Origin of the sequence: Streptomyces sp. NPDC051907 (assembly GCF_040681075.1) — a bacterium.
Taxonomy (GTDB): domain Bacteria; phylum Actinomycetota; class Actinomycetes; order Streptomycetales; family Streptomycetaceae; genus Streptomyces.
Map to the genome: position 1 here is coordinate 1 of NZ_JBFAYB010000138.1, position 16,019 is coordinate 16,019.

Consider the following 16,019-nt stretch of genomic DNA (forward strand, 5'->3'; position numbering starts at 1 on the left):
CCTGGGGCGGGGGTGACGTGCCCTGTGCGGGCTGCCCGCGGGGCTCCGCCCCGGACCCCGCGCCTCAAACTCCCCCAGACTTCGTCCGGGGGGACCCCCACGAGGCTGAGGTGCGGCTCAGTCGCCGGTGGGGCTGAAGTGTTTGTCGGCCGAGCTGGAGTACCCATCGGTGCGCGCCAGCGAGGAGGCTCGGACGACCAGTTCTGGCTGGAGCACGATCTGTCGGTGTCGGTGGTCCGTCGCCCGGTCGCCCGTCTCCTCGACCAGCAGCTCGGCCGCGAGCCGGCCCATCCGTACCGCAGGCTGGCGCACGGAGGTGAGAGGCACCGCGGCCGCCGCAGCGAACTCGATGTCGTCGTAGCCGACCAGGCAGACGTCGTCCGGCACCCGGACCCCCGCCGCGAACAGCCCCTGCAGGACGCCGAGGGCCAGCAGGTCGTTCGCGCAGAACACCGCCGTGGGCCGCGGGGACATGCCCAGCAGCCGGGAGGCCGCGTCCCGTCCGGCCGCCGCGTCGAGCCGGCCGGTCTGGAGCACCCGCAGCCGGTCGGCCGGCAGTCCCGCGCCGGCCAGGGCGCGCAGCACGCCCGTACGCCGGTCCTGGCACTGCGCGAGCTCCAGCGGACCGCTGACGTACACGATGTCGCCGTGGCCCCGCTCCAGCAGATGACGCCCCGCCAGCTCGCCGCCGGCCACGTCGTCGACCGACACCGAGCACGCCTCGTCGACCGGCGCCAGCCGGTCCACATAGACGAACGGGATCTCCTGGCGGCGGAAGGACGCCAGGTTCCGTCCCGTGGCGTCGGCCGGCGTCACCAGCACCCCGCGCACCCGCTGCTCGCTGAACAGCCCCAGATACTCGGCCTCCTCCGCGGTGCTCTGCGCGCTGTTGCAGAGCATCACCCCGAGCCCGGCCGCCCGCGCCGTCCGCTCCGCGCCCGACGCCACGGCGACGAAGAAGGGGTTGGCCATGTCGAGGACGAGCAGCGCGATGATGCGGCTGCGGCCCGCGCGCAGCTGACGCGCGGACTCGCTGCGCACATAGCCCAGTCGGTCGATGGCGGACCGGACGCGCGCCCGGGTCGGCTCGGCCACCGCGTCGGGCCGGTTGATGACGTTCGACACCGTGCCGACCGACACCCCGGCCTCGCGGGCCACGTCCTTGATCCCCACCGCCGGCGCCATCAGACGGCGACCTCCACCAGCTCCAGCCCGCACAGATCGGCCACCGCGCGCAGGTCGGGCAGGAGACGGCCGGTGGCGAGCGCCCAGTGATGGCCCACTCCGCTGGCGCTCCACGCGTCGGTCCACTCGCCGGGGTCGCAGCCGAACTCGACGCGCGAGGTGGTGTTGCCGATCTCCAGATGCGGGCCGTCGACCACCGTGCCCTCGGCGGCCACCAGCCGGTACGCGCCCTGCCGGCTCTGTCCGAGGCCCAGCACGGTCACCGGACCGTGCCGTACGTCGAACTCCACCGAGACTCCCCAGCCGCGCTTGCCGTGGTAGACGCCGAGGCCGCGCAGCAGCGGCTTGCGCTCGCTGATCGCCGGGTGACCTGGGCCGTCGTGCCCCATCTCGACCGCTCCCGCGCGGAAGTCGAGGGCCTGGAGCTCGGTGAAGGAGCCGCCCGCGCCCAGCCGGTCGGCGATCAGCATGGCCAGCGAGGTACGCAGCTCGTACTCGCCGCAGGCCGGGATCCCGCGGCCGGTCAGCAGCGAGGCGCCGAGGATCATGCCCGCGCCGAGCCGTTCGTGGACCTCGCCGTCCAGACCGCGGTGGTAGTAGGCGAGCGAGTCCAGGTCGAAGTCGTCGACCAGCCGGTCGAGGCCTGCCGAGACCCGCGCCGCCCACGCCAGGTCCTCGGCCACCACCGAGTCCGCGAGGTCGAACGCGCCCCTGGCCTCGGCGAGCTTGGCCTCGACCTCCTTGTCCTGGACCTGCTCGACGCGCACCCTCAGATCGTCGAACTCCAGGACCTCCACATGGCCGCCGAGATTTCCCGGCACCATGGTCAGGTCCGTCGAGACGTCGTACATACCGGGGTAGAGATGCCCCATCAGCCCGTGCCGGCCGTTGCGCAGCACGGAGCGCACCCCGGCCGCCCGGATCCAGCGGCCGATCCTGCCCCAGGCCCGCTCGTCCTCCAGATGGCCCGAGACCGAGCGGAACGCGACGCCGACCCGTTCGAACGCGTTCGCCATCTCGGGCAGCGGGCAGGCGCCGCAGTACGCCAGCCAGTCCCCGGTGGAGAAGGACGCGTGGTCCATGGCCTCGCTCGGCTGAAGGTTGATCAGCAGCACCGGCGCGCCGCTGCGCTGCGCGATCGGGACCAGCATGGTGGCGGTCATATAGGTGGTGAGGAAGCCGACGATCAGATCGCAGTCGGCGGCCCGGAGCCGCTCGGCGGCCGCCGCCCCCTCATGGGCGTCCGAGACGAACCCGACGTCGACGACCTCGGCGTCGTACCGCCCCATCCGCTCGGCCACCCGGGCGGCGGAGCGCCGCAACTGGGGCAGCAGCTCGGGGAACTGGGGCCAGTACGCCCCCAGTCCGCCCGCGACGAGCCCGATCCTGGGCCTGCGGGCGAGGGCGGGGACGCGAGGGGCGGGGGTGACCGCTGTGCCGGCCGGCGCCGTCTGTGTGCTCATGGGACCTTCTCCCTCCCTGACGCGGTGAATGGTTTCAGTCGATTTTCCCGGAAGCTAGGCGCGTGGCCGGACCTCGTCAAGTCCCCTGGCACACCGCCCGCTCGGCCCCTTGACGGCTCCGGCGCCGCTGCTAGCTTCGATGAGGTGAATCGATTCACAGCGTTCCGTGCGACAGGGGAGGGCTGAGCATGCCGAGCCGAGCCGACGTCCAGGCCGTCAAGGCCGCCCTGAGCGCCCAGGCCGTCGAGACGGCCTCCTGGGCCTACGCCAACTCGGGCACCCGCTTCAAGGTGTTCGCCCAGCCCGGCGTCCCCCGCACCCCGCGGGAGAAGCTGGACGACGCCGCCCAGGTGCACCGCTGCACCGGCGCGGCCCCCACGGTCGCCCTGCACATCCCGTGGGACAAGGTCGACGACTACGCGGCGCTGGCCAAGCACGCCGAGGAGCGCGGGCTGCGGCTGGGCGCGATCAACTCCAACGTCTTCCAGGACGACGACTACCGGCTCGGCAGCGTCTGCCACCCCGATGCCGCGGTCCGCCGCAAGGCCCTGGACCATCTGCTGGAGTGCGTCGACATCATGGACGCCACCGGCTCCCGCGACCTCAAGCTCTGGTTCGCGGACGGCACGAACTACCCCGGCCAGGACGACATCAGGGCCCGCCAGGACCGGCTCGCCGAGGCGCTCGCCGTGGTCTACGAACGGCTCGGCGAGGGCCAGCGGATGCTCCTGGAGTACAAGCTGTTCGAGCCGGCCTTCTACGCCACCGACGTGCCGGACTGGGGCACGGCGTACGCGCACTGCCTCAGACTCGGCGACGGGGCGCAGGTCGTCGTGGACACCGGCCACCACGCGCCCGGCACGAACATCGAGTTCATCGTCGCCCTGCTGCTGCGGGAGGGCAGGCTCGGCGGCTTCGACTTCAACTCGCGCTTCTACGCCGACGACGACCTCATGGTCGGCGCCGCGGACCCGTTCCAGCTGTTCCGGATCATGTACGAGGTCGTCCGCGGCGGCGGACTCGGGCCGAAGACGGCCTTCATGCTCGACCAGTGCCACAACATCGAGCCGAAGATCCCCGCGATCATCCGCTCGGTGATGAACGTCCAGGAGGCCACCGCCAAGGCGCTCCTCGTCGACCGTCCGGCGCTCGAGGCCGCGCAGCTCTCCGGGGACGTGCTCGCCGCGAACGCGGCGCTGATGGACGCGTACGCCACCGACGTGCGGCCGCTGCTCGCCGAGGTCCGCGAGGAGCAGGGCATCGACCCCGACCCGATCGCCGCCTACCGCCGCTCCGGCTGGGCTCAGAAGATCGTCGAGGAGCGCGTGGGCGGAGCCCAGGCCGGATGGGGAGCGTGAGCCGGATGACGGAGCAGACGGCCGCGGAGGCACTGCTGGAGCGCTCGCACCGGCTCGGAGCGGACCGGCGCAACACCAACTACGCGGGCGGCAACGCCTCGGCGAAGGGCCTCGCCGTGGACCCGGTGACGGGCCGGGACGTCGAGCTGATGTGGGTCAAGGGCTCCGGCGGCGACCTCGGCGCCCTCACCGCCGACGGGCTCGCGGTGCTCCGCCTCGACCGGCTGCGGGCGCTCGCCGCGGTCTACCCGGGCGTCGAGCGCGAGGACGAGATGGTCGCCGCCCTCGACTACTGCCTGCACGGCAGGGGCGGCGCCGCCCCCTCCATCGACACCGCGATGCACGCGCTGGTGGACGCGGCGCACGTCGACCACCTCCACCCGGACGCCGGGATCGCGCTGGCCTGCGCGGCCGACGGCGAGGCGCTGACCAAGGAGTGCTACGGCGACCGCGTGGTGTGGGCGCCGTGGCGGCGGCCCGGCTTCCAGCTGGGACTGGACATCGCCGCCGTGCGCACGGCGCACCCGCAGGCGATCGGCTGCGTGCTGGGCGGCCACGGCATCACCGCGTGGGGCCGGACCTCGAAGGAGTGCGAGCGCAACTCGCTGCACATCGTCCGCACCGCGGAGGCGTTCCTCGCCGAGCGGGGCGGGCCGGAGCCCTTCGGGCCGGTGATCGAGGGCTACGAGCCCCTCCCGCGAGTCGAGCGCGCGGCGCGGGCCGCCGCGCTCGCGCCGGCGATCCGGGGCCTGGCCTCCCAGGACCGGCCGCAGATCGGCCACTTCACCGACGCGGCCGAGGTGCTGGACTTCCTCTCCCGCACGGAGCATCCGCGGCTGGCGGCGCTCGGCACCTCCTGCCCCGACCACTTCCTGCGCACGAAGGTACGGCCGCTGACCCTCGACCTGCCGCCGTCCGCCGCGCCGGCCGAGGCCGTCGCCCGGCTGGCGGAGCTGCACGCCGCATACCGGGCCGAGTACCGCGCGTACTACGAACGGCACGCCGACGAGCACACGCTCCCGATGCGCGGCGCGGACCCGGCGATCGTGCTGGTGCCGGGCGTGGGCATGTTCTCCTTCGGCAAGGACAAGCAGACCGCGCGGGTCGCCGGCGAGTTCTACGCGCACGCCGTCGAGGCGATGCGCGGCGCGGAGGCCGTCTCGTCGTACGCGCCGATCGAGGAGTCCGAGAAGTTCCGCATCGAGTACTGGGAGCTCGAGGAGGCCAAGCTGCGGCGGCAGCCGAAGCCCAAGGCCCTCGCGGGAAGGGTGGCGCTGGTGACCGGCGCGGCCTCCGGGATCGGACGGGCCGTCGCCCAGCGGCTCGCGGCCGAGGGCGCCTGCGTCGTCGTCGCCGACCGCTTCGCCGACGGCGCGCGGCGCGTGGCCGAGGAGCTGGGCGGACCCGACCGGGCGGTCGCCGTCACCGTGGACGTGACCAGCGAGGCGCAGATCGCGGACGCCTTCGCCGCCGCCCATCTCGCCTTCGGCGGCGTGGACCTGGTCGTCAACAACGCCGGGATCTCCCTGTCCAAGCCGCTCCTGGAGACCACCGCCGAGGACTGGGACCTCCAGCACGACATCATGGCGCGCGGCTCGTTCCTGGTCTCGCGGGAGGCGGCGCGCACGATGACCGCCCAGCGGACCGGCGGGGACATCGTCTACATCGCCTCCAAGAACGGTGTGTTCGCCGGACCCCACAACATCGCCTACGGCGCGGCCAAGGCGGACCAGGCGCACCAAGTGCGGCTATTGGCCGTGGAGCTGGGGGAGCTGGGCATCCGCGTCAACGGCGTCAACCCGGACGGCGTGGTGCGCGGATCGGGCATCTTCGCCGGCGGCTGGGGCGCGCAGCGGGCGGCGGTGTACGGGGTGGAGGAGGAGCGGCTCGGTGAGTTCTACGCCCAGCGCACCCTGCTCAAACGGGAGGTGCTCCCCGAGCATGTCGCCAACGCCGTCTATGTGCTGACCTGCGGCGAGCTCTCGCACACCACCGGGCTCCACATCCCCGTGGACGCGGGCGTCGCAGCGGCGTTCCTGCGGTGAGGGCCGCCCGCGCCCGCTGCTTCGCCGCCGTGGACCTCGGCGCGTCCAGCGGGCGGGTGATGCTCGGCCGGGTGGGCCCCGGCGTACTGGAGCTGACCGAGGTCCACCGCTTCCCCAACCGCCCTGTCCGGACGGGATCCACCCTCCACTGGGACGTCCTCGCCCTGTACCGGGGCGTGCTGGACGGACTGCGCGCCGCGGGCGCCGCGGCCGACGGGCAGCTCGCGGGCGTCGGCGTCGACGGCTGGGGCGTCGACTACGGCCTGCTGGACCGCGCCGGCGCGCTCCTGGGCAACCCCGTCCACTACCGGGACGGCCGCACCGAAGGCGTCCCGCAGAAAGTCGCGGCCCTGCTGCCGCCCGCCGAGCTGTACGCGGCGACCGGGCTGCAGCAGCTTCCGATCAACACCCTCTACCAGCTCGTCGCCGCCCAGGGCAGCCCCCAGCTCGCGGCCGCCCAGACGCTGTTGCTGATCCCCGACCTCGTCGCGTACTGGCTGACCGGCCGCGCCGGGACGGAGCTCACCAACGCCTCCACGACCCAGCTGATCGACCCCCGCACCCGCGCCTGGTCGCCCGTCGTCGCCGCACGGCTGGGCATCGACCTCGCGCTCTTCCCCCCGCTGCGCTCGCCGGGCGACCCGGCGGGCGTGCTGCGGCCCGAGGTGCTGGCCGAGACGGGGCTGCCCGGTCCGGTGCCGGTGACCGCCGTCGGCTCCCACGACACCGCCTCCGCCGTCGTCGGCGTGCCCGCCGAGGGCGACGACTTCGCCTACGTCTCCAGCGGCACCTGGTCGCTCGCCGGACTCGAGCTCCCCGAGCCGATCGTCGACGAGGCCGGCCGGCGCGCCCAGTTCGCCAACGAGCTGGGCGTCGACGGCACGGTCCGCTGGCTGCGCTCCATCATGGGCCTGTGGCTGCTCCAGGAGTGCCTGCGCACCTGGCAGGCCGAAGGCCGCCCGCAGGAACTCGACGCCCTGCTGCGAGCCGCGGCCGACGCGCCCGCCCTGCGCAGCGTGGTCGACGCGAGCGATCCCGCGTTCCTCGCCCCCGACGACATGCCCCGCCGGATCGCCGCCGCCTGCCTGCGCGCCGGCCAGCCGGCGCCCCGGACGCAGGCGGAGACCGCCCGCTGCGTCCTGGACTCCCTCGCCCTGGCGCACCGGCGGGCCGTCGAGGACGCCCGGCGGCTGTCCGGGCGCGCCGTCTCCACGGTCCACCTCGTCGGCGGCGGCGCCCACAACCCGCTGCTCTGCCGGCTCACCGCGGACGCCACCGCCCTGCCGGTCGTCGCCGGCCCGACGGAGGCGGCGGCGCTGGGCAACGTGCTCGTCCAGGCCCGCGCGGCGGGCGCGCTCGACGGCGGGCTGCCCGAACTGCGCGCCCTGCTGCGCGCCACCCAGCCGCTGCGCCGGTACGAGCCCTCGGGCGACGAGAGCGCGTGGGCTAGAGCGGAAGCGCGCACACCGCGGCGGGGAAGCTGAACGGATCGCCGGCGGAGCGCAGTTCGCCCGTGTCGTGGTCGACGTGGAAGACCGTCACCGTCCCCGACCGCTGGTTCGCCGCGAACAGCAGGTTCTGGGTGGGCGAGAAGGCGATGTGCCGGGGGAAGTCGCCGCCCACGGGCACCGTGTCCAGCAGCCGCAGCCGGGCCCCGTCGCCCTCGATCGCGTACCGGGTCAGGCTGTTGTGGCCGCGGTTGGCGAGGTAGGCGAACGCGCCGCCGCGGGTGACGACCAGCTGCGCCGGATAGCTGGCGCCGGGCCCCGTGCCGGTGGGCTGCGGGTCGCCGGGCGTCAGCGTGCCGCTGGCCGGGTCGTAGGCGCAGACGACCACCGTGTCGTCCTGCTCGTTGGCGAGATAGGCGTAGCGCCCCGACGGATGGAAGGTCAGCTGCCGCGGTCCCGCGCCCGGCTTCAGCACCGCGTACGAGACCAGGGCGAGCGTCCCGCGCTCGACGTCGAGCCGGTAGGTGTAGACGGCGTCGGCGCCGAGGTCCACGGCCAGCACATGGCCGCCGTCCGGGCTGGCGACGATCTGGTGGGCGTGCGGGCCGTCCTGCCCGGGGCCGGGCGGCGGGTCGGAGTGGACGACCAGGGCCGTGCGCGCGCCCAGGGCGCCTGAGGGCTCGATGGGGTGCACGGCCACGCTGCCGGAGAGGTAGTTCGCGCTCAGCAGCCAGCGGCCGCTGCGGTGCACGGACAGATGGCAGGGGCCGCCGCCCCCGGTGGTGCGGGCGCCCAGCACCCGGTGACGGCCCTCGGGGGAGAGCCGGATCGCGGTCACCTCGCCCTCCGGCCGCTCGTTCACCGCGTACAGGGTGCGGCTGGAGGGGTGCAGGGCGAGGAAGGACGGGTCGTCGACGCCGGTGATGCTGCCAGTGCGGGTGATCTTGCCGGTGGTGTCGTCGTACGAGGCGAGGCCGATCCCGTCGCCGCCGCCCGGCGCCGAGGTGTACGTCCCGAGGAACAGCGGACGCAGCCTGCGGGGACGGGCGTGCGCCGCCCCGGGAGCCGCGGCGGTCGCCGCTGCCGCCGCCGCGGCGGCGATGAACGCCCGCCGGCCGGCCCCGCCCGCCGGCCCGGCGTCCGTCGGTTGTGACGTGCTGGTCATGGGATGCACCTCGGATTCGATTGTGGGGGCGATGTGCGGCGCCGGCACCCCGTGTCGGCAGTCGGGTCAGGCCAGGGCGATCGGGCACGCCTCGACGCGCCGGCCGGCGGAGCGGGGCGGGGGACGCACCGGCGGGACGACGGCCGTCCGGGCGCGGTCCGTCCCTTCCGAGGCCGCGGCGGGGGCGGCCGGCGCGCGCGGGGGCGGGGCAGGCGGGCCGGCAGGGGCGCCGCGCGAGGGGCAACTGGCCCTGCCGGTCGGGGGAGTTGAGCCGGTCGCCATCGGGGCCGCCTTTCGAAATCCCGGACACGGAGGACTGGACCACTGGCTGACATCGTTGTCAATAGGAGGCGACCATACTCCTCGAAATGCCCGGCCGGGGCGGTTTCGTCGCGACGCGTCGCGCCGGTCACGGGGTTCGCGGTGGAGGGCCCCTGGAGCCGTCGGCGCGCGGCGCGTCCCGCGACTCCGGCCGGCGAGTCGCTCCCCATGGCCGCCGCGATTCGCGCCCGCCGCCCGCCGCGGTGCGCGACGTCCGGCCGGTCCCGCTCTGGGTCTTCGGTGTTCGTGCCCCCGCTTCCGCTCGGTCGTCGCAGTCGGCTCAGAACGGACCAATTCCGGTATATCGCCGATGAGAAGAGAACCCGTGTGAAGATCTCGCGGAGAAAGGCAATTGCCAGAGCCAAACTCGCGGCGAGCTATTTGAAAGCCGAACGGAAGCCGGGCGTCCGGGTATCGATTGGGCCGGGCCCGCAATGCCGCGGCCCGGGGAGCGGCGAACCGCCCGCTCCGGCCGATGAGTTTCGATGCGACTTGATGATGAGTAGGGTGTGCCTCCTGCGAGTGGATCTATGGACTGACCCCGGCTCAATTTCATCTGGCCGGAACGTGTGTATGGGTAAGACATCAGCAGGATCGGGAGGGGATCGTGACCGCTGGCTCCTTTGAGGGGCACTACGTGTGGCATCCGGCGGCCGATGATCGCCAGTTGGCGCGAGCGTGCATCGATGTGAAGGCCGGGCGGTATCTGAGCGCACACGACGCCCTCAAGGAGACGCGCGGGGATTTCGAAGTGCGGGCCCATCGCTCGCTGGTACTGGCCTCCGAGGCCGCGGACTCCGACCTCGCCGAGCGCTGGCTGGCCGAGGAGCCGAGTCCGGAGTCGGCCCTGCTGTGGGCGCGCGTGGCGATGCTCCGGGCCCTGCGGATGGCCGACGCCCAGGACTCCAGGGCGGGCACGCTCGTGAGCATCGCGCAGGCCGCCGCCGAGCGCGCGGCCCAGATGCTCCCCGACGACCCCACCCCCTGGGTCGCCCAACTGGCGCTGGCCCGGCTGCGGCGGCCCCGCGACCCCGCCCCGCAGGGCCTGCTCACCGCGCCGCCCGGACCCTGGTACCTCTTCGGGCACATCCTGCGGCTCGACCCCTTGCACCGCGAGGCCCACCACCGGTTCCTGGCCTTCTTCTTCACCCGTCACGGCGGGTCGGCGAGCGCGCGCTGGGACGTCGCCTCCTTCCTCAGCCACCGGGCCCCGGCCACCTCGCCGCTGCGGCTGCTGCCGCTGGTCGCGCTGGTCGAGGACTACGACCCCTCGGCCCTGCTGGCGGACCGGACCTGGGAGCAGCCCCAGTGGCTGGCCACGGCCACCGGGAACTACAACAACTGGTTCCCCCAGGTGGCCGGCTACCGCTTCACGCCCGTGCTCGACCTCTCGTATCTGGCACACGCCCTGTTCATGGCGAAGCGCGAATTCGAGGCGCGCGAAGTCCTCACCGCGATGGGCCCTTTCGCCTCGCGCATGCCCTGGAGCGTGTTCGGCGCCCCCGAGGAGCAGTTGAACAGAGCCAGACGCTCATGCGGCCTCCCCGTCCCCAGCGCGGCCTGAACGCCCCTTACGCATTCGCCCCGCGCGCCCCCGACAATGTCCCCGACCGCTCAAACCCCCCGGAAAGGCAGAGGTTGTGTCCGAGCGTACGTCCCTGTCCCGCTCGAAAACTCGGCAACAGGCATCGCCTATCACTCTCGACGACGATGCGACGCTGCACGCCATGGGATACCCGCGGAAACTCACCCGTAGATTCCGCGCATTCGACAATTTCGCGATCTCCTTCACCATCATCAACATCATCTCCGGCATCTTCTCCGCCTTCGGGTTCGGAATGGGCGCCGGCGGGCCGCGGATCCTCATATTCGGCTGGATCGGCGTCTCCATCATGGTGTTATTCGTCGGCGCGGCGATGGGCGAGATAGCCTCGGCCTATCCGACCAGCGGCGCCCTCTACTTCTCGGCCGGCAAGCTCGCCAAACGGCACCGCGGCGCCTGGTCCTGGTACACCGGCTGGCTGAACTTCGTGGGCCAGGTCGGCGGCACGGCCGCCACCGGCTGGGCGGCCGCCACCTTCATCCAGGCATTCATCTCCATGCAGTGGGCCGACTACGAGGTCACCGGCCAGCGCACCGTCCTGATCACCGCGGTGATCCTGCTGGTCCAGGCGCTCGCCAACACCTACACCGTGCAGCTCGTCGCCGTCCTGAACCGCATCTCCGTGTGGTGGCTGCTGATCGGCATGATGGTGATCGTCGCGACACTGACGGTGATCCCCTCGCACCACCAGCCCGTCTCGTTCGCCACGCACTTCGTGAACAACACCGGGTTCACCAGCGGTCTGTACGCCGGATTGCTGGGCCTGCTCGTCACCAGCTGGACCTTCACCGGCTTCGACGGCAGTTTCCACATGTCCGAAGAGACCGTGAAGGCGACGGTCAACACGCCCAAGGGCATCATGCGCGCGATCGGCTACTCCGCGATCGCCGGACTCATCCTCATGCTCGCACTGGTGTATGCGATCCGCGATTATGCGGCTACAGCGAGTTCGTCCGCGCCGCCCGTGCAGATTCTCATCGACGCGCTCGGCGCGAGCACCGCGAAGCTCCTGCTGCTCGTTGTGATCGGAGCGATGCTCTTCTGCGGACTCGCCAACATGACCAGCAATACCCGGCAGATCTTCGCGTTCTCGCGCGACGGGGCGATGCCGGGATCGCGCTGGTGGCATTCCGTCTCGCTGCGAACCCGCACGCCCGTCAAGGCCGTTTGGCTCGCCGCCGCCTGCCCGCTGGTGCTGGTCATTCCGGGCTGGTGGTCCCACACCGCCTTCACCGCCATTGTCAGCGTCAATGTCGTCGGTCTCTACCTCGCCTATGGCGTGCCGATTTACCTGCGGCTGCGGCTGGACGACTTCGAGCCCGGCCCGTGGAACCTGGGCCGCTGGGGCAAGCCGGTCGCCGCGGTCGCCGTGGTCTGGATCGTCGTCAGCAGCGTGCTGTTCATGCTGCCCCACACCTCGCCGATCACCGCCACGTCGCTCAACTACGCCCCCATCGCGCTGGGGGCGGTGCTGCTCATCGCCACCGTATGGTGGTTCGCCACGGCCCGGCGGCGCTTCCAGGGGCCGGTCAGCTACGGCAGCCCCGACGAGGTCGCCGCGATGGACCTCATCTGAGGAGCGCTCCGGCGACCGGAGAAGCCTGACGAGACGTCACCAGGCCTGACACCAGGCCTGACACCAGGCCTGACGAGGGCTGAAGCAGACAAGGAGCCTCGGCAGGGGCGGTGTGGCCGCCTTCCACCCGCCGCCCCCCGCCGGGGCTCCCCCCACCGAACTCATCACACACGCGGTCGCTGCCAGGCCGCCGAAGGACCGCAATGTTCAACCCCTACGGCGTTCATGTGCTCGAAGTCCAGGCCGAGCAGCGACGGGCACGGCTCCGGATCCTGCTCGAGACCGCCGACGGCGATGCCTCCGACGGCGAGAGCGACGGCGAGAGCGGCGGCGAGAGCGGCGAGGACACGGGCGCCGAGTGCCCGGACCGCGCGGCCGGCCTGCCGGACGACCCGAGCTTCTTCTTCGACCTGCTGTGGGAGTCCGCCGACGCCCGCCGGGGCAGCCCGCTGACAGACGTCGTCACACCGCAGGAGATACGCGACCCGGCCTGGGCGCAGGCGCACGCCCACCGCTTCGTGGAACGCGTCGTCCGACGCGGCACGCCCGAGCGCGCGGGCCGCGGCGCGGCGCGGGGGACCGTCCACGTCGACTACGACTTATGGGTCACCGACGCCCGATGGCTGAACTCCCTGACTCCCGGCGGTTGCCGGCGGACCGGCGCCGTCGCGGGCCACGCCGACCGGCGCGGACCCGACGACCCGAGCCTGCCCGACCTGCGGCGGCCCGTGGCGGGCCTGCGCCCCTTCGGCGGCGCGGAGTACGTCTTCGCGATCGGCATGGCCTTCTCCGACGACGGCCGCTACTTCGCCTGCACCGACATCGACGGCGAGACCGTCGTGTACGACGCCCACGACTGGTCCGTTCGCGCCCGCCCCGCCTCCCGGCCCTGGCACGACACGCCCCGGCCGATGTGGGTCCCCGGAGCGCATGTCCTCACCCTCCACGACGGCGCCGCCCCCTCGTCCCAGTGGGCGTACGACGTCGACGCGCTCGCCGAGGTCCAGGCGCCCTGCCAGAGCGGGCGCGCACGCTCTCTGAGCGGACGCCACCGGGTCGAGTACGGCCGGGACGACTGCGTGACCTTCGTCGCCGGGCCCGGCGAGGGGAGCGACCGGGAGGTGAGGATCGGCGAACACCCCGCGCCCGGGCTGGAGTTCACCGTCGAGTCCGCCGCGTTCACGGCCGACGAGACCCGGCTGTACGTCGGCAACCACACCGACGTCTTCGTCCTCGACCCGGCCGCCGGCCGCGGAGCGGAGTCCGTCGCCCTGGCGGCGCCCCCGGTCACCCGGGTGAAGGGGGTGGCCGTCAGCCCCGACGGCGCGTACCTGGCCCTCGCCTGCACGGCGCAGGCCGACGCCGCCCTGGGCGACGAGATCCGGCTGATCCGCCTCGCCGACGGCGAAGTCCTCGTCCGCTACCGGCCCGAGGCCGTCGCCCGCGGACTCCTCTGGTCGCCCGACGGCAGCCTGCTCGCCGCCCATCTCGTCGCCAAGCGGCCCGGTGCGAGCGAGCCGGGCGGAGACCGGCCGCCCCTCCAGCTGACCCCCGAGGCCCTCACCGACGACGAGGGCGGCGAGATACGGGTCTTCCAGGTCGGTCTGACGCCCGAGTCCCTGGAGGCGCCGTACGTCCAGGCGGCGGCCGGCGAGGACCGCTCGACGGCCGGGCCCGCGGCGTTCGGCCTGGGCCGGCTGCGCCAGGAGCGCGGCGAGTCGGCGGGAGCGGCCGAGGCGTACCGCAGGGCCTACGACATCGGCTGCGACGAGATCCGGGCCAAGGCGATGCTCTACCTCGGCGACCTCCACGCGGCCCAGAACGACGTCGCCCGGGCCGTGGAGGCGTACGAGCTGGCGGCCGCCTCGGCCGAGGATCCGTACGGGCCCCGGGCGGCCCTGCGGCTGGGCGTGCTCCTGCAGTCCGCCGGACGGGCGGGCGAGGCCCAGGAGGCGTATGCGCGCGCCCTGTCCACGGCCGACCCCGAGACGACCCGCGAGGCCCGTCGACTGGCCGGAACGGAGACGACCGCCGAACGCGCCTTCCGGCTCGCCCGGGACGGCGACCGCGACGCCGCGCGGCGGACGACGGCGCGGGACTACGGCTCGGCCGCCGTCGCCGTGTTCGCACTCGCGCTGCTCGACGGAGAGCGGGCCGCCGCTGCGGAGCTGCTCGGACAGCTCGCCCGCCCCGACGCCTCGAGCGCGGCCCGGCTCTGCCTCGACCTCGCGGGCGTCCACCGGCGCGAGTCGCGCCCGCAGGCCGCCGAGGCGATGCTCGAACTGGCCGTGGCGAGCGGCGCGGCCGTGTCCGCCTACCGGGACGCGCACGACGACGGTGCCGCGGGCGGCTCCGCCGACGCGGTGGGGGAGAGCCTGCTGCGGCTGCTCGCCGACCGCGGCTGCCTCCGCGAGATCGCGGCCGTCGCCGAGCTGGCCGCACCGGCCCGTCCCGCCGTCGCCTCCCTCGGGTTCCGGCTGCTCGCCGAAGAGGCCCTGGACCGGCAGGATCTGGCCGCGGCGGCCGACTGGTTCCAGCGGTGCGCGGCGGTCCCCGATCCGCGGCAGGCGCCGAAGGCGCTGTGGAACCTGGGGCTGGTGCGCCAGAAGCTGGGCGAGCTGACGGCCGCTCAGGAGGCCTTCGCCCGCGCGGAGGAGGCGGAGAGCGCCCGGGCGGGCCATGCGGCCGCCGCGCGCGCCGCCCGCCGTCTCGCGGAGCTCGCCGACGACCGGGGCGACCGGGCCGCAGCCGTCGCGGCCTGGGCGCGTGCCGCGTACCGCACCTGCCTGGACGAGATCCCCGACGACGACGCCGAGGCCGCCTGGTCCGTGGTCGCGCTGGGCGACCTGCTCGCCGAGACCGGCGACGCGGTGGCCGCCTGCGCGGCCTACGAACTGATCGGCCGGACAGCGGAGCTGGGCGCGGCGGGCGTCGCCGACCTGCGCCGACAGCGTCTGCTGGCGACGTACGACCCGGCCGCCGCACACGAGTTGCTGCTGCGGATGGCGGCCGACGCCCGGCATCTGTTCCGCGACCGGGCCAGGTTCCTGCTCGGAGCCGTCCCGCACGAGGAGTACGGCGACCTCGAACGCGCCGTGTGCGAGCACCGCGGCGCCCGGACCGACACGGACTCCTGGGCGCCCTTCCACTACGCGCGCCTCATCGGGCGCAAAGGCCACCAGGAGCAGGCGCGTCGGCTGCTGCGGCGGGTCGCCGAGACCTCGGGCGAGGGCGCGGCCGAGGCCGCCGTGGCCCTCGGCTTCGAGGCGCGCGAGGAGGGCGACGAGGCCGAGGCCCGGCGGCAGTGGCTGCGGGCGGCCAAGGCCGGGTACGCGAAGACGGCGCACAGCGCGGCCATGAGCCTCGGCGCCCTGGCCAAGGAGGCCCGCGACATGCCCGGGACCCTGCGGTGGCTGGAGCCGATCGCGGACTCCGGCCACGACGAGGCCCCGCTGGCCGCGGCCCATATCGCGGAGCTCTCCTACTGGACGGGCCAGAGCGAGCTGGCGGTGCGCTGGTACCGGCGCGCCCTGGGCGGCACGGACGACCCCGAGCTGGTCGGGGAGGCCGCGTACCGGATGGCCGAGATCGCCCACGAGCGGGGAGAGGACGCGTCCGCGCGCGAGCTGCTCCGCCGGGCGGTGGAGGCCGGCGACCCGTCCTTCGCCAAACAGGCGACCGCGCTGCTGGCCGAGCTGTGAGCAGACCCGTCCGCGGCGGCGCCCACCAACTGCGCACCCCTGCGACCAGGGGCCACGACCAGCCCGGCCGCCGTCCACCGCGCGTGGGGTCAGGGCCAGTTGACGGTCACACCGCACGCGCCGTGGCGGCGGTCCCCGGCCGCGGCGAGGCCGC

General features: G+C 73.8%; 9 protein-coding genes. 6 read left to right on the forward strand and 3 right to left on the reverse strand.

The features are described 5' to 3' along the window. Positions 1-117: 117 nt before the first annotated feature. Both AB0M39_RS38475 and AB0M39_RS38480 read right to left on the reverse strand, forming a co-directional pair. Positions 118-1,185, reverse strand: coding sequence for a LacI family DNA-binding transcriptional regulator (locus AB0M39_RS38475; protein ID WP_365372772.1), 1,068 nt, complete (start codon positions 1,183-1,185; stop codon positions 118-120). Further along, positions 1,185-2,648 carry an L-fucose/L-arabinose isomerase family protein gene (locus AB0M39_RS38480; protein ID WP_365372774.1) on the reverse strand — a complete coding sequence of 488 codons (1,464 nt, stop codon included), beginning with the start codon at positions 2,646-2,648 and terminating at the stop codon, positions 1,185-1,187. The genes AB0M39_RS38475 and AB0M39_RS38480 overlap by 1 nt, the downstream gene beginning before the upstream one ends. A gap of 188 nt (positions 2,649-2,836) precedes the next feature. Between AB0M39_RS38480 and rhaI the strand changes: the two genes are divergently transcribed. Genes rhaI through AB0M39_RS38495 form a run of 3 tightly spaced genes read left to right on the forward strand, consistent with a single transcriptional unit; the run spans position 2,837 to position 7,535 of the window. Further along, positions 2,837-4,006, forward strand: a complete 1,170-nt coding sequence (rhaI, locus tag AB0M39_RS38485; RefSeq protein ID WP_365372777.1) for an L-rhamnose isomerase — start codon at positions 2,837-2,839, stop codon at positions 4,004-4,006. A gap of 5 nt (positions 4,007-4,011) precedes the next feature. Continuing rightward, entirely contained in the window at positions 4,012-6,051 is a 2,040-nt protein-coding gene (locus AB0M39_RS38490) for a bifunctional aldolase/short-chain dehydrogenase (protein WP_365372780.1), read from the forward strand. Next, complete coding sequence (locus AB0M39_RS38495; RefSeq protein ID WP_365372782.1) at positions 6,048-7,535, forward strand: rhamnulokinase family protein; 1,488 nt, start codon at positions 6,048-6,050, stop codon at positions 7,533-7,535. The genes AB0M39_RS38490 and AB0M39_RS38495 overlap by 4 nt, the downstream gene beginning before the upstream one ends. Here the strand turns inward: AB0M39_RS38495 and AB0M39_RS38500 are convergent. Continuing rightward, positions 7,498-8,664: a lactonase family protein gene (locus tag AB0M39_RS38500; RefSeq protein ID WP_365372785.1), complete on the reverse strand. Its 1,167-nt coding sequence runs from the start codon at positions 8,662-8,664 to the stop codon at positions 7,498-7,500. The two genes, AB0M39_RS38495 and AB0M39_RS38500, sit on opposite strands and share 38 nt — an antisense overlap. Before the next feature lie 928 nt (positions 8,665-9,592). On the opposite strand from AB0M39_RS38500, the gene AB0M39_RS38505 reads away from it, so the two are divergent. From AB0M39_RS38505 to AB0M39_RS38515, 3 genes are all read left to right on the forward strand, one after another. After that, positions 9,593-10,549 (forward strand): hypothetical protein, encoded by a 957-nt coding sequence (locus AB0M39_RS38505; protein WP_365372788.1) that lies wholly within the window; start codon positions 9,593-9,595, stop codon positions 10,547-10,549. 163 nt (positions 10,550-10,712) lie between these two features. Continuing rightward, the gene (locus AB0M39_RS38510) at positions 10,713-12,164 is read left to right on the forward strand and encodes an amino acid permease (protein WP_365372791.1); all 1,452 of its coding nucleotides are present in this window, start codon (positions 10,713-10,715) and stop codon (positions 12,162-12,164) included. A 203-nt stretch (positions 12,165-12,367) separates the two neighbouring features. After that, entirely contained in the window at positions 12,368-15,865 is a 3,498-nt protein-coding gene (locus tag AB0M39_RS38515; protein ID WP_365372794.1) for a hypothetical protein, read from the forward strand. The last annotated feature ends 154 nt before the right edge of the window (positions 15,866-16,019 follow it).